Source organism: Prescottella agglutinans, assembly GCF_004011865.1.
Lineage (GTDB): Bacteria > Actinomycetota > Actinomycetes > Mycobacteriales > Mycobacteriaceae > Prescottella > Prescottella agglutinans.
The window spans coordinates 565,375-578,790 of sequence record NZ_RKLP01000001.1 but is presented as its reverse complement, the minus strand read 5'-3'; the positions used below and the strand labels follow the sequence as shown (position 1 = coordinate 578,790).

At 69.6% G+C, this 13,416-nt stretch carries 15 protein-coding genes; 8 read left to right on the top strand and 7 right to left on the bottom strand.

Going from position 1 to position 13,416, the window contains the following annotated elements; translation table 11 throughout:
• Positions 1 to 70 precede the first annotated feature (70 nt).
• Together EGT67_RS02705 and EGT67_RS02700 are read right to left on the bottom strand one after the other, a co-directional pair.
• Positions 71 to 325, bottom strand: a complete 255-nt coding sequence (locus tag EGT67_RS02705; RefSeq protein ID WP_127914467.1) for a WhiB family transcriptional regulator — start codon at positions 323 to 325, stop codon at positions 71 to 73.
• 316 nt (positions 326 to 641) lie between these two features.
• On the bottom strand, positions 642 to 1,598 hold the full coding sequence (locus tag EGT67_RS02700; protein ID WP_127914466.1) for a diacylglycerol/lipid kinase family protein: 957 nt from the start codon (positions 1,596 to 1,598) through the stop codon (positions 642 to 644).
• 45 nt (positions 1,599 to 1,643) lie between these two features.
• Between EGT67_RS02700 and EGT67_RS02695 the strand changes: the two genes are divergently transcribed.
• The gene (locus tag EGT67_RS02695; protein ID WP_127914465.1) at positions 1,644 to 2,078 is read left to right on the top strand and encodes a hypothetical protein; all 435 of its coding nucleotides are present in this window, start codon (positions 1,644 to 1,646) and stop codon (positions 2,076 to 2,078) included.
• Between the two features lie 13 nt (positions 2,079 to 2,091).
• On the opposite strand, the gene EGT67_RS02690 is transcribed toward EGT67_RS02695, so the two are convergent.
• Both EGT67_RS02690 and EGT67_RS02685 read right to left on the bottom strand, forming a co-directional pair.
• Positions 2,092 to 2,580 carry a GNAT family N-acetyltransferase gene (locus EGT67_RS02690; RefSeq protein WP_127914755.1) on the bottom strand — a complete coding sequence of 163 codons (489 nt, stop codon included), beginning with the start codon at positions 2,578 to 2,580 and terminating at the stop codon, positions 2,092 to 2,094.
• Between the two features lie 23 nt (positions 2,581 to 2,603).
• Positions 2,604 to 3,206, bottom strand: a complete 603-nt coding sequence (locus tag EGT67_RS02685) for an acid phosphatase (RefSeq protein ID WP_127914464.1) — start codon at positions 3,204 to 3,206, stop codon at positions 2,604 to 2,606.
• A 66-nt stretch (positions 3,207 to 3,272) separates the two neighbouring features.
• Here EGT67_RS02685 and EGT67_RS02680 point away from each other — a divergent pair, with 66 nt between their 5' ends.
• Positions 3,273 to 4,076: a ParA family protein gene (locus EGT67_RS02680; RefSeq protein ID WP_127914463.1), complete on the top strand. Its 804-nt coding sequence runs from the start codon at positions 3,273 to 3,275 to the stop codon at positions 4,074 to 4,076.
• 12 nt (positions 4,077 to 4,088) lie between these two features.
• Here EGT67_RS02680 and EGT67_RS02675 read toward each other — a convergent pair whose 3' ends face one another.
• Both EGT67_RS02675 and EGT67_RS02670 read right to left on the bottom strand, forming a co-directional pair.
• Positions 4,089 to 5,297, bottom strand: a complete 1,209-nt coding sequence (locus EGT67_RS02675) for an Rv3212 family protein (RefSeq protein ID WP_127914462.1) — start codon at positions 5,295 to 5,297, stop codon at positions 4,089 to 4,091.
• A 30-nt stretch (positions 5,298 to 5,327) separates the two neighbouring features.
• Positions 5,328 to 6,974, bottom strand: a complete 1,647-nt coding sequence (locus tag EGT67_RS02670; RefSeq protein WP_127914754.1) for a DEAD/DEAH box helicase — start codon at positions 6,972 to 6,974, stop codon at positions 5,328 to 5,330.
• Positions 6,975 to 7,351: 377 nt separating this feature from the next.
• On the opposite strand from EGT67_RS02670, the gene EGT67_RS02665 reads away from it, so the two are divergent.
• Together EGT67_RS02665 and EGT67_RS02660 are read left to right on the top strand one after the other, a co-directional pair.
• Positions 7,352 to 8,032, top strand: coding sequence for a ferritin-like fold-containing protein (locus tag EGT67_RS02665; protein WP_127914461.1), 681 nt, complete (start codon positions 7,352 to 7,354; stop codon positions 8,030 to 8,032).
• A 112-nt stretch (positions 8,033 to 8,144) separates the two neighbouring features.
• Complete coding sequence (locus EGT67_RS02660) at positions 8,145 to 8,372, top strand: DUF3107 domain-containing protein (protein WP_164877464.1); 228 nt, start codon at positions 8,145 to 8,147, stop codon at positions 8,370 to 8,372.
• Positions 8,373 to 8,460: 88 nt separating this feature from the next.
• Here EGT67_RS02660 and EGT67_RS02655 read toward each other — a convergent pair whose 3' ends face one another.
• Positions 8,461 to 9,132, bottom strand: coding sequence for an HTH-type transcriptional activator FasR (locus EGT67_RS02655; protein WP_127914459.1), 672 nt, complete (start codon positions 9,130 to 9,132; stop codon positions 8,461 to 8,463).
• A 282-nt stretch (positions 9,133 to 9,414) separates the two neighbouring features.
• On the opposite strand from EGT67_RS02655, the gene EGT67_RS02650 reads away from it, so the two are divergent.
• Genes EGT67_RS02650 through EGT67_RS02635 form a run of 4 tightly spaced genes read left to right on the top strand, consistent with a single transcriptional unit; the run spans position 9,415 to position 13,407 of the window.
• Complete coding sequence (locus EGT67_RS02650; RefSeq protein WP_206612263.1) at positions 9,415 to 10,500, top strand: DUF3152 domain-containing protein; 1,086 nt, start codon at positions 9,415 to 9,417, stop codon at positions 10,498 to 10,500.
• 13 nt (positions 10,501 to 10,513) lie between these two features.
• Positions 10,514 to 11,275, top strand: a complete 762-nt coding sequence (locus EGT67_RS02645; RefSeq protein ID WP_241565857.1) for a beta-phosphoglucomutase family hydrolase — start codon at positions 10,514 to 10,516, stop codon at positions 11,273 to 11,275.
• A 40-nt stretch (positions 11,276 to 11,315) separates the two neighbouring features.
• On the top strand, positions 11,316 to 12,494 hold the full coding sequence (gene moeZ, locus EGT67_RS02640) for an adenylyltransferase/sulfurtransferase MoeZ (protein WP_127914457.1): 1,179 nt from the start codon (positions 11,316 to 11,318) through the stop codon (positions 12,492 to 12,494).
• A 58-nt stretch (positions 12,495 to 12,552) separates the two neighbouring features.
• A complete protein-coding gene (locus EGT67_RS02635; RefSeq protein WP_127914456.1) occupies positions 12,553 to 13,407 on the top strand; it encodes a TIGR02569 family protein in 855 nt (284 codons plus the stop codon).
• The last annotated feature ends 9 nt before the right edge of the window (positions 13,408 to 13,416 follow it).

The following is a 13,416-nucleotide window of genomic DNA, read 5'->3' as shown; positions in this document are numbered from 1 at the left end:
TGTCGGACGCGTGGAACGACGAAGGCCCGGCACCGTGTGGTGCCGGGCCTTCGCCGTGGTCTGTCGAGACTCAGACTGCGGTGCGCGCGCGGGTGCGGGCGTTGCGGCGCTTGAGGGCGCGGCGCTCGTCCTCGCTCATGCCGCCCCAGACGCCGGCGTCCTGACCGGACTCGAGGGCCCACGACAGGCACTCCGCGGTGACGGGGCACCGGTTGCACACCACCTTGGCATCAGCGATCTGCGCGAGAGCCGGGCCGCTGTTTCCCACCGGGAAGAACAGTTCGGGGTCCTCGTCGCGGCAGATTGCCTTGTGGCGCCAGTCCATCCTTCTACTCCTTAACTGGGTGCGCCGTGCACCGTTATGTATTCGCAAGTTCAGAGGTGCTTACTCCGGAAGTTTCAGCACTGTTACTTGTGAATGCTTTCACGAACCAGAGGGAAGTCAATAGAAAACGACTGCACCGTGGGGAAGCTCACTCGGTTAGGTTGCCCTATGTGGTCCGCCGTCCTTTCTACACCCACCTGCGGGTTTGCGCACCCCATCTGGGCAAATTGGTCATCGTTCGTTGTCGAACGAGCGCTCGGGCGGCCCCAATCGGACGTTCGACCCAGTGGGATCGGGGCCTCGCGGGGTGTGCCGCTCAGTGCGCCTGCGGCGCGACGACGGTAAGGGCGTCGGGAACGGCGGTGAATGTCACGTCCGTTCGCAGGCCTAAATAGTCGCCGTCCATTTGAAGCCCAATCGGCGCACTCGCGTGTATGCGGATTTGTGGAACGTCGTCGAATCGAATCAATGAATGTGATTTCGGCGATAATCCGGCCGAAAGTAGTTGACGAACGACGCGCAAGCTGGCAAAGACGCGCATCGTCCGCATCGCGAAGAGGCCGAGGCCGGTGTCGAAGCTGGTGGCGGGATTCGTGTGCACCTCACGGCTGTTCAGGTACGTCCACGGCGTCGAGTTCGACACGAAGGCGTAGTGCACGCCGTCGATCGGCTCCTGATCGGGGAGTTCGACCGTCAGCGTCGGATCCTCGCGCTTGGCGCGGAAGAAGGCGCGCACGGCGTGCCGGACATAACGCCCCGGGGTGACGGCCTGACCGTTGCGGCGGCCGTGGTCGACCGCCTCGCACACCTGGGCGTCGAGGCCCATTCCGGCGTTGAACGTGAACCAGCGGTTGTCGCAGTGGCCCAGCCCGATCGTCCGGCGTCGCCGCAGTGCGAGGAGTTCGATCAGCTGATTCGTCGCGTCGATGGGGTCCGGTTCGATTCCCAACGATCGGGCGAACACGTTCGCCGAGCCGCCCGGCACGACCGCGATCAGCGGGATCGGCCCGGCCGGAACGGACCGCATCGACTTCGGGTTCGGCTCGCCGAGCAGCCCGTTGATCACCTCGTTCACCGTGCCGTCGCCGCCGTGGACGATGATCAGCGCGATGCCGTCCCCCCGCGCCTGCGCGGCCAGTTCCGCGGCGTGACCGCGGTGGGTGGTGTGTGCCACGGTCAACCGCACCCGGCTCGACAGCGCGTGTGCGAGGAGGTCGCGACCTGCGGGAGTGGTCGAGGTGGCGTTGGGGTTGACGATCAGCAGCGCGCGCACGGGGCATCAGCCTAGCCGGGTCTCGACGATGTATAGGCTGGCTGCGTGTCGAACCAGCCTGCACCCACCTCTCCTCCCAGCACGGTCCGACGAGCCGGCCTGCTCGTCGCCCTCGAGGGTGCGGTCGCCGTCGGTTTCGCGATCTTCCTGCTGGTGCGGGGTCTGCTCGGCTACGACCAGAGCGTGACGAGCGGCTACGGCACCGCCCTGTGGTTCGCCATCCTCGGCGGCGCAGTGCTGGCGGCCGGCGTGGGCCTCCTGCTCGGGCAACGGTGGGGGCGCACGATCGCGCTCATGGCGCAGCTGCTCCTACTGCCCGTCACGTGGTACGTGTTCACCTCGCACCGGTGGTTCTGGGGCGTCCTGCTCGGTGCCGTGGTGGTCTCGGCGCTCGTGATGCTGTTCGCGGGCAGCACGTCGCGCTGGATGGCCGAGGGCTACGGCGCCCCCGACGCCGACGCCGACGCCGACGAGGAGTGAACTCCCGAACCGGTCAGGACGCGCGGGTGGCGAGTGCCGCCAGCGCGTCCCCGCTGAGCCGGTAGGTCGTCCACTCGTCCTGCGCGACCGCGTCCAGCGATTCGTAGAAGCCGATGGACGGCGTGTTCCAGTTCAGCACCGACCACGCCAGACGCGTGTACCCCTTCGTGACGCACTCCTCGGCGAGCGTCGCCAGCAGCGCCGTGCCGTAGCCGGCCCCGCGATGCTCGGGCGTGACGTACAGGTCCTCGAGGTAGATGCCGTGCACGCCGTCCCACGTCGAGAAGTTGCGGAACCAGATCGCCGTTCCCACGACCTTCGGTCCGTCCCCCGTCGCGACCTCGACGACGTGCGCGAAAACCGCGGGCTCCGGGCCGAACAGCGCGACCTCGATCTGCTCGGGGACCACCGTGCACTCGTGCCGCGCCTTCTCGTATTCGGCGAGTTCGTAGATCAGACCGGTGATCGCGACGGCATCGGCGGGCGTCGCGCGGCGGATGATCGCTGTCTTCTCGGACGCGGAGTTCACTGCATACCTTCCTTCGGAGCCACGTTGTGTGTGACGATCGTGCGGAACCCGTGCTCGTAGCTCAGGACCGTGTGGGCTGCGGGGGAGAGCAGGACGCGGCGGCCCTCGGACACCGGCAGGTCGATCCACCGGGCGATCACGGCGCGGAAGAAGTGACCGTGCCCCACCAGCACGACGTCGCGGTCCGCGAGGGCGGCCTCGCACGTGTGCACCACCATGTCGGCGCGGGAGGTGACCATGTCGTGGGTCTCGCCGCCCGGGCACGGATGGGTCCACACCGTCCAGTGCGGAATCTGTTCCTGGATCTCGGGAGTGGTCAGCCCCTCGAGCTCGCCGTAGTCCCACTCCGTCAGGGCGTCCCACCGGTGGTCGCCGGTCAGCCCGGCGAGCGCCGCGGTGACGTGGGCCCGACGACGGGGGCTGGTCACCACGAGCGGGTCGCGCAGGTCGAGCGCGGACAACTGTGCGCCGGCCGCGCGCGCCTGCTCGGCGCCGCGCTCCGTGAGGGGAACCTCGGTGGTGCTGGTGTGCCGCCCCAGACGGGCCCACTCGGTCTCCCCGTGTCGCAGCAGGACGAGCCGGCGGTCGGGTGAGGTCATGGACTCATCATGCCGGGCGTCGCGGAACCCTCGCGCTCGGGCCTCGAGTACGCAAGGATCTAGGCCGTGACGACGGTACTGGCTGTAGCGAATCAAAAGGGTGGGGTGGCCAAGACCACGACGGTCGCGTCGCTGGGGGCGGCGCTCGTGGATCTCGGCCGGCGCGTGCTGGTGGTCGACCTCGACCCGCAGGGGTGTCTGACGTTCTCGTTGGGGCACAACCCCGATCGGCTCGAGACGTCCGTGCACGACGTGCTGGTGGGGAACGTCGCGGCGAAGGATGCGCTGCTCGAGACGGACGAGGGCGTGACGCTGCTGCCCGCGACGATCGACCTCGCGGGATCCGAGGCGCTGCTGCTGATGCGCCCGGGTCGGGAGTTTGCGCTCAAGCGGGCCCTGGCGCCGTTGCTCGACGAGTTCGACGTCGTCGTCATCGACTGCCCGCCGTCGCTGGGTGTGCTGACGCTCAACGGGTTGACGGCGGCGCAGCAGGTGCTGGTGCCGCTGCAGTGCGAGACACTGGCGCACCGCGGTGTCGGCCAACTGCTGCGCACCGTCTCGGAGGTCCAGCAGATCACCAACCCCGACCTGGTGCTGCTGGGCGCGCTGCCGACGCTCTACGACGCCCGGACGACGCACAGCCGCGACGTCCTGTCCGACGTCTCGGACCGCTACGACCTTCCGGTGCTCGCCCCGCCGATCCCGCGGACCGTCCGCTTCGCCGAGGCGTCGGCGTCGGGGGCCACCGTGCTCGCGGGCCGCAAGAACAAGGGGGCCGAGGCGTACCGCGAACTGGCGCACCATCTTTCGGCTCACTGGAGCGCGGGTGCCGACCTGGTCACGTTCTCGCCCTACGAGGGCACGGCCTGACGGAGGCGGTTGTCAGCGGAGGGCGACGACCTGGTCGCCGCGCTGCTCGAGCACGACCTCGCCGACGACCGCCGTCGCGATCGGTGCGACGGTGGTGTCGCGGGTGACGGGGATCCGGCGCTGCTCCGCGCCGGTCGCGGGGTCGAGCACCGCGATGCCGTCGGCTACCGGCACCAGCAGCGAGCCCCCCATGATCGCGCCGGGGCCCAGCGCACCCGACATCGTCCAGCGCGGCGCGAGTTCGCTGGTGGACAGGGCGATCAATTCGGTGCCGGTCCACCACGTGAACACCGAGCCGTTGCGGGCGGCCGTCGCATCGGCGCTGACTGGACCGGCCAGCGGATACGACGCCAGCTCGTCGCCGGTGCCGTCGTAGACGGCGATGCGCGCTCCGGACGTCGGGCCGGGCGGCAGATACACCGCGGTGCGGTCGCCGGACGCCGCGATGAGCCGGGCGCCGGGCGCGCTGGCCGCGCCGATGAGGCTCGACCCGAACTCCTTCGGCTCCTGGTTGTCCTTGGGGACGACGTCGAGCACGCTGAGACGGTCACCCGCCTCGCCGGGGCAGCGCATCAGCACCGAGACCCGGGTACCGCCGGCTGCCGCGGACGACAGATCGCACCCGGAGCGCGGCTGCTTGCCCGGATTGACCGGGGCGTCGACCCGCCCGAATTCGAGGGTGCGCACCAGATCCGAGCGCCACACCTCCATGCGCTCCGGACCGCGGGAGACGACGTACGTGCCGTCGTACGACAGCGTCACCGCGTCGTCGGCGTCGCTCGACCGCTGCGCCTTGCGTTCGCCCGTCGCCCCGTCGAGCTGGGTGACCTGACTGCAGCCACGCTGGTCGCGGTAGACGGCGACCACCGTGTTCCACGCGCCGATGGCCCCGCACAGCGGCATGTCCCGCTGGTAACGCCACAGTTCGGCGCCGGTGAGCCGGTCGCGACCGGTCACGGTGCCGCCGTCGGCGGTCGTGACGGCCCCGTCGGCGACGACGGGGGCGGTCGTGACGGGGCTGTCGGCGCGCCAGATCTCGTCGAGGGTCTCCGGCACCGACAGCGCTGTACTTGCTTCCGCCGCAGGCGTATCCGCGGTCACGGAGGTGGTTCCCCGAGCGTCGCTGCGAATCCAGATCACGGTCACCGCGACCGCGACGACGATCGCGATGGTCGCGGCGACCGCGACGTCCAGACGGGTACGACGCTCGGGGGCCAGCACAGGTGGCAGATTACCCGGACCGACTCAGCTCTACTCGGCTGCGGCCGCGACGCTCACCGGCTCGGCGTCGGTCTGGCCGGCCGTGCCGGCACCGGAGCGCCGACGGCGGCGTCGGCGACGAGGAGCGCTCGGCTGGTCCTCGGCGGCCGGACCCGTGGTGGGGGCGGCGTCGGCGGCATCCTGCTTGTCGGACGCGACTGCGGCGCCGTCGGCGGTCTTCGCGGCCGCGTCGACCGACTTGCCGGCGCGTGTGCGGCGGCGGACCCGGTCACGCTTCGGTGCCGACTTCTCGCCGGTCTCCGACGCGGCGGCGTCGTCCTTCGCGGGCCGCTCGGCGCGCGCCTTGCGGATCGTGCCCTTCGCGTCCGTCGGGATGCCGAGATCCTCGTAGAGGTGCGGCGAGCTCGAGTACGTCTCGACCGGATCCGCGATACCCAGCTCCAGCGCCTTGTCGATCAGCTGCCAGCGCGGGATGTCGTCCCAGTCCACCAGCGTGATCGCGGTGCCGGTGCGGCCCGCGCGGCCGGTGCGGCCGATGCGGTGCACGTAGGTCTTCTCGTCCTCGGGGCACTGGTAGTTGATGACGTGGGTGACGTCGTCGATGTCGATGCCGCGCGCCGCGACGTCGGTCGCGACGAGCACGTCCACCTTGCCGCTGCGGAAGCCGGCGAGGGCCTTCTCGCGGGCGATCTGGCCGAGGTCACCGTGCACGGCGCCGACCTTGAAGCCGCGCTCGTTCAGGTCGTCGGCGACCTTCTGCGCGGTGCGCTTGGTGCGGGTGAAGATCATCGTCGCGCCGCGGCCGTCAGCCTGCAGGACGCGGGCCACCATCTCGGCCTTGTCCAGCGCGTGCGCGCGGTAGATGTGCTGGGTGGTGCGCTCGTGCACGGCGGACGAATCCGCCTCCTCGGCGCGGATGTGCGTCGGCTGCGTCAGGAACGTGCGGGCCAGCGTGATGATCGGGCCCGGCATGGTCGCCGAGAACAGCATCGTCTGGCGCTTGTCCGGGACCATGCCGAGGATGCGCTCGATGTCGGGCAGGAAGCCGAGGTCGAGCATCTCGTCGGCCTCGTCGAGGACGAGGACGCCGACCTTGCCGAGGATCAGGTGACCCTGGTTGGCGAGATCGAGCAGGCGGCCCGGGGTGCCGACGACGACGTCGACGCCCTTGCGCAGCGCGTCGATCTGCTGCTCGTAGGGGCGGCCGCCGTAGATGGACAGGACCTGGAGGTTCTTCTTGCCGGACTTCAGGTACTTGGATGCGTTCTCGAGATCCTGCGTCACCTGGATGCACAGCTCGCGGGTCGGCACGATCACCAGGGCACGCGGGGTGCCGTCCAGGGGGGCGGTGCCGGAGTCGGTGGTGGACACGCGGTGCAGCAGCGGGATACCGAAACCGAACGTCTTGCCCATGCCGGTGCGGGCCTGGCCGATGAGGTCGTCGCCGGCGAGCGCGAGGGGGAGCGTGAGCTCCTGGATGGCGAAGGTGCGCTCGATACCGATCTCGCCGAGCGCCTTGACGATCTCGTCGCGAACACCCAGTTCGGCGAACGTGGGGGCGGTGTGCGTCTCGTCCAACTCGGCGGAGAGTGTCGTCTCCGTTGCCGCGTGGTTGCTGTCTTCGTGGTCGATCGTGATCTTGCTCAGGGAACTGGCCTTCCTCGTATCGGCACGCACGCACGAGGTAAGGGGCCAGGCCGTAAGTCGGCCGATGTCGATGCCCTCTTGCGTCGGTGCCACCGGGCCTCCTCGGCCACAGCATCAGCACGGAAACCGGTGTCGGTCTCGGCGAGCTACGGTGGGCGCCGTCGGTCAGTGCGCGCACATTATCTTCGGGATTCCGTGTCGGGTCCGCGTCCGAATCGCTCGAATCGTGTCCGAGTTCCAGTTCGGTGCATCCGCTCCGAAATCGTGAACCGTGTAAGAAACTACGGTCTCCCGACGCAATTGTAGCGGTCGAATGGTTCGAACTTCGCGCACCCATGGCGCAGATCACCATTCTCGCCGTGTCCGGTCGATCGGGACCGCCCGGCCGCGGATTAGGCTGTGGCTTCATGGGAGCCGATTCGCCAACGTCGTCCGTGCCGACCATCGCCGCCGATCACCCCGGTGTGGCAGAGCTGTTCGCGGTGCTCGCCTACGGCGAGATCTCCGCGTTCTACCGGTTGGCGGAGGACGCCCAGATGGCCCCCACGCTGCAGGGACGCGTGGCGTTCGCGAGCATGGCGGCGGCCGAGATGTCGCACTTCGAGACGCTGCAGAAGGCGCTGACCGATCGCGGAGTGGAGATCTGGTCCGCGATGGATCCGTTCGTGCGCGCCCTCGACGCCTACCACGCGTCCACCGACCCGTCGACGTGGCTCGAGTCCCTCGTCAAGGCGTACGTCGGTGACGGCATTGCCGCCGACTTCTATCGCGAGATCGCCCATTCGCTGGATCCTGCGGTCGGCGGCATCGTCCGAGAGGTCCTCGCCGAGGTCGGGCACTCCGAATTCGTCGTCCACGAAGTGCGCGCCGCGGTGACGGCCAGCAAGCAGGACAAGGACCGGCTGATGCTGTGGGGTCGTCGGCTGCTCGGCGAAGCCATCACCCAGGCGCAGTTCGTGTTGGCGCAGCGCGAGGAACTCACCGATCTGGTGATGAACGCGACCGGCAGCCTCAACGGTGTCGCCGCGCTGTTCGACAACATGCAGGCCAAGCACGCCGAGCGGATGGCGGTGCTCGGGCTGGTCTGACCCCGGCCCCGCTGTTCGCTCTCAGCACAGCGGTCGGACAGGCTGGCGGGCCGGGTGCTGCATTAACCTGGCCGAGACAGCTGAAAGCGCTCGGAGAGTTCGGAGGTTGGCCGTGGAGGTCAAGATCGGTGTTACTGACAGCCCGCGTGAGCTCGTCGTCGTCAGCGCCCAGTCGCCCGACGAGGTGGAGTCGCTCGTGACGAACGCGCTCAGCGGCAAGGCGGAAGGTGTTCTCTCGCTCGTCGACGAGAAGGGACGCAAGTTCCTCGTCCAGGCGAGCCGGATCACCTACGTGGAGATCGGCCCGTCGGACGGCCGCAAGGTCGGTTTCACGAGCTAGAGCCGAGACGCCGAAAGGGCGCGCAGTCGGGGACTTCCCGCGACTGCGCGCCCTTTCCGTGTTCTCGGAGCGGCCGGGTGTTCGCCGGCTACTTGGATTCGGCGTGCAGCGGCACGTGCGACAGGCCGCCCCACGCGAGCGCGACCGTCGTGTCGACGGCCTCCTCCTTGGGGATGGGGCGGGCGGCCTCGAGCCAGTACCGGGCGGTGAACTGGCTGGTGCCGACCAGGCCGACGGCCAGGATCCGGGCGCGGTACGGGTCGAGGCCCGAGTCGTGCGCCACGAGGTCGAAGACGGCGTCCACGCACGCCTCGGTGGCCTGCTCGACGCGGCGCGCCACCTGCGGCTCACCCATCAGGTCGGACTCGAACACCAGACGGAAACCCTGCGTGTCGTTGTCGACGAAGTCGAAGAACGCCTGCACGGCGGCCCGGACACGCTGCCTGTTGTCGGTCGTGGATCGCAGCGCCTGACGCACGCCCGAGATCAGGCTGTCCACGTAGCTCTGCAGCACCGCGACGTACAGTTCGAGCTTGCCGGGGAAGTGCTGGTAGAGCACCGGCTTGCTCACCCCGGCGCACTCGGCGATCTCGTCCATGCCGGCGGCGTGGTAGCCGCGGCTGACGAAGACCTCGCTGGCTGCCGCGAGCAACTGAAGGCGCCGCGCGTCCCGGGGTAGCCGGGTGCTGCGGCGTGTGCCCTGACCGTTTGCGGTCGTGGCGGCGCGATCGGAGTGTGTCCGATCCGCGAGTTCAGTCATGTCGCTCCCAATCTGCACAAGAGCCCCGCTTCGTTCGGTGTCCGACTTCTCGCGAACGCCTCGGGGCAAGATAAATCATTTGCACGATACCCGGGCGGTTCTCGGACGTATTCGTTGAACTGGGCCCGTCCCGGCCGAGGACATGTCGCTGGACACGCTGGTGGACGCGTCGCTGATACCGAGTATTCCAGCATCCCATCCCGAGCACCCGCGCGCGAGGTGAGCGGGCACATTTCCGGCGTGCCGGGTGAAGGCCGAACCGGACTGTGAGATTCTGGCGGGGTGACTGACCGAGGAGGACCGCGCCTGGGGGGCACAGTTCCCGAGATGTCCGACGACGACCCCTTCGAAGCACGGAACAGTGGCTTCGACGCGGGTCGGGTACCCGACCCGCACGAGCCCCTGCGCGCGTCGTGGGATCCGACTCGTCGGAATACCGGTCGTCCCCGCGTGCCGCGCCCGGATCGTGGCGTGAAGAAGCAGAGTCGCGTGGGCAAGTTCGTCTCGATGTACGGCTGGCGCGCCTACGCGATCCCGGTGCTGCTGATCGTGACGGTGCTCGTGGTGGTCGACGCGTTTCGCGGCATCGGCGACTCGGATTCGGCCGCCCCGAAGGACCCGGGTTTCGGTGAACTCAGCCACTCCGACGGCACAGACGTCATCGGCGTCCCCCCACTCGCGGACGGGAACTTCGCCGACACCGTCCCGGCGGGCGTGCTGCCGGACGGCGGGCCGTTCACGGAGAAGGGCGCCGGCACGTGGCGCGTCGTCCCCGGCACGACCGGTCAGGTCGGCCAGGGCACCGACGGCGTGCTCACCTACACCGTCGAGGTCGAGGACGGCGTCGACACCGCCGGGTTCGGAGGCGACGAGTCCTTCGGTCGGATGGTCGACCAGACCCTCGCCAATCCCAAGGGATGGACGAAGGACCCCCGGTTCGCGTTCCGCCGGATCGACCAGGGCGATCCCGCCCTGGCGAACGGCGGCTCGCCCAACTTCCGGATCTCCCTCACGTCGCAGATGACGATTCGCGAGGCGTGCGGTTACGACATCCAGCTCGAGGTCTCCTGCTACAACCCCGGCATCGATCGGGTCGTCCTCAACGAGCCCCGCTGGGTGCGCGGTGCGATCGGGTTCCAGGGCGACATCGGTTCGTACCGCCAGTACCAGATCAACCACGAGGTCGGCCACGCCATCGGCTACCGCGAACACCAGCCGTGCGAGACGGACGGCGGACTGGCGCCGGTGATGATGCAGCAGACCTTCGGTACCGCGAACAACGACATCGCCCGGCTCGACCCGGAGGGTGTCGTCCCGATGGACGGCAAGGTCTGCCGGTTCAATCCGTGGCCCTACCCCCGGGCCTGAGAAGGGGAAGACCGTGACCACCGCGAGCCCGGCCGTCGCCCACATCGGGGACAGCGCGTGCTCCGGGTTCCTGTTCGACATGGACGGCGTGGTCACCGACACGGCGCGGGTGCACGCCCGGGCGTGGACCCGCCTGTTCGACGGCTTCCTCGCCGAGCGCGGGAAGGGCGAGGCGCCGTTCACGTCCGACGACTACCTGAACTACGTCGACGGGCGGCCCCGCGTCGACGGGGTGGCGTCGTTCCTGGCGTCGCGTTCGATCGAGATTCCGCACGGCGATCCGTCGGATCCGCCGACGGCGCACACCGTGTGCGGGCTCGCCGCCCGGAAGGACGCGCTGTTCCTGCACGAACTCGACGACCACGGCGTCGAGGCGTTCCCCGGGACCGTGGCGCTGATCCGGCGCCTGCGAGCCGAGGGGATCGCCGTCGCGCTGGTGACCGCGAGCCGCAACGCGGTGCGGGTGCTGGACGCGGCCGGGCTGACCGACCTGTTCGACGCCCGCGTCGACGGAATCGACGTCGACCGGTTGTCGCTCGCCGGCAAACCCGAGCCGGACACGTACCTCGAGGGCGCCCGGCGGCTGGGTCTGCCGGCCGACCGGTGCGTGGTGCTCGAGGACGCGCTCGCGGGTGTCGAGGCGGGCCGGCGGGGCGCGTTCGGGGTGGTCGTGGGCGTGGACCGGACCCATCACGCGGACGCGTTGCGCGGCGCCGGCGCCGACGTCGTGGTGTCGGACCTGAGCGATCTCGAGGTGCGGTTCGGGACGGCATAGGCTGGACGCGAGCGTTGACCGGTCGATGTAGGAGCGTGTGGTGCCCGCGAAGAGTCCGCTTCCGCCGTTGGTGGAGCCGGCGGCTGAACTGAGCCGTGACGAGGTGGCGCGCTACAGCCGCCACCTGATCATTCCCGACGTCGGGACGACGGGGCAGCGACGGCTGAAGAATGCCCGCGTCCTGGTGATCGGCGCCGGTGGCCTGGGTTCGCCGACCCTGATGTACCTGGCCGCCGCCGGGATCGGCACGATCGGCATCGTCGACTTCGACGTGGTCGACGAGTCGAACCTGCAGCGTCAGGTGATCCACGGAACGGCCGACGTCGGTCGGTCCAAGGCGCAGAGCGCGCGGGAGTCCATCCGCGACATCAATCCGCACGTCGACGTGCGATTGCACGAGTTCCGGCTAGACGCGTCGAACGCCGTCGAGCTGTTCGAGCAGTACGACCTGATCCTCGACGGCGCCGACAACTTCGCCACCCGGTACCTGGTGAACGACGCCGCCGCGCTGGCGCACCGGCCGTACGTGTGGGGGTCGATCTACCGGTTCCAGGGCCAGGTGTCGCTGTTCTGGGAGGACGCCCCCGACGGTCGCGGCCTCACGCTGCGGGACCTGTACCCGGAGGCGCCGCCGCCCGGGACCGTCCCGTCGTGCGCGGAGGGCGGCGTCCTCGGCGTGCTGTGCGCGTCGGTCGGCTCGATCATGGCGACCGAGGCGATCAAGCTGATCACCGGCATCGGGGACTCGCTGCTGGGCCGGCTGATGATCTACGACGCACTCGACATGAACTACCGGACGGTGGCCCTCGGCCGCGACCCCGAACGGCTGCCGATCACCGAACTGGTCGACTACGACGCCTTCTGCGGCGTGGAACCGGTCGCCGACACGGATCGGGACTCGACGATCACCCCGCTCGAGCTGCGGGATCTGATCGAGGCGGGCGCCGACATCGCGATCGTCGACGTCCGGGAACCGGTGGAGTGGGACATCGTGCACCTGCCCGGCGCCACGCTGATCCCGAAGGGACGGATCCTTTCCGGCGCCGGCCTTGCCGAATTGCCACAGGACAAGCGGATCGTGCTGCACTGCAAGACCGGTATCCGCTCGGCGGAGGCGCTGGAGGTGGTGCGCAAGGCCGGTTTCGCCGACGCGGTGCACCTGCAGGGCGGCGTGATCGCGTGGGCGCACCAGGTCGATCCGTCGCTTCCGGTCTACTGAGCGTGCCCTCCGGAGCGCCTCACCGATCTTGCCGTCGGGCGGCGGTAGCCTGACGGCCGTGAGCTCTGCACAACCGCCCCAACACGTGTGTTCGACCTTCGGCCTCCGCGAGATCGAACCGGTGGCGCTGGGGTCGGACTGGGAGGGTGGCTGGCGTCTCGGCGACGTCGTGCTGTCCCCGGTCGCGGACCACGCCCGCGCCGCCTGGTCCGCGAAGGTGCGCGAGACGCTCGCGGTCGACGCGGTCCGGCTGGCCCGTCCGGTGCGTGCCACCGACGGCCGCTACGTCGTCTCCGGCTGGCGGGCCGACACCTACCTGGCCGGCACTCCGGAACCCCGGCACGACGAGGTGGTGTCGCTGTCGCTGCGACTGCACGCCGCCACCGCGCAGCTCGAGCGGCCTCGGTTCCTGGCGCAACCACCGGTCGCGCCGTGGGCCGATGTCGACGTCTTCGTCGCCGCCGACCGGGCGGCGTGGGAAACGGTGCCGCTGCGGACGGCACGTGCGGCCGGCGCTCTCGAGGACCTCGCCGCCGACGGCGCCCGGAGCGTCGAACTCATCGGCCAGCTCGCGACGCTGCGCAAGCCGGTGCGGTCACCCGATCAGCTGGTCCACGGCGATCTGTTCGGCACGGTCCTGTTCTCGGGCAGCATCGCACCCGGGGTCACCGACATCACGCCCTACTGGCGGCCCGCGGCGTGGGCGGCCGGTGTGGTCGTCGTCGACGCGCTGTCGTGGGGCGGCGCCGACGAGGGGCTGATCGGGCGTTGGGAGGACCTTCCGGAGTGGCCGCAGATGCTGCTGCGCGCCTTGCTGTTCCGGCTCGCGGTGCACGCGTTGCATCCGCGATCCACCCCCGAGGCGCTGCCCGGACTCGTCCGGACTGCCGAGTTGGTGCGGTTGATTCTCTAGAAGAGCTGG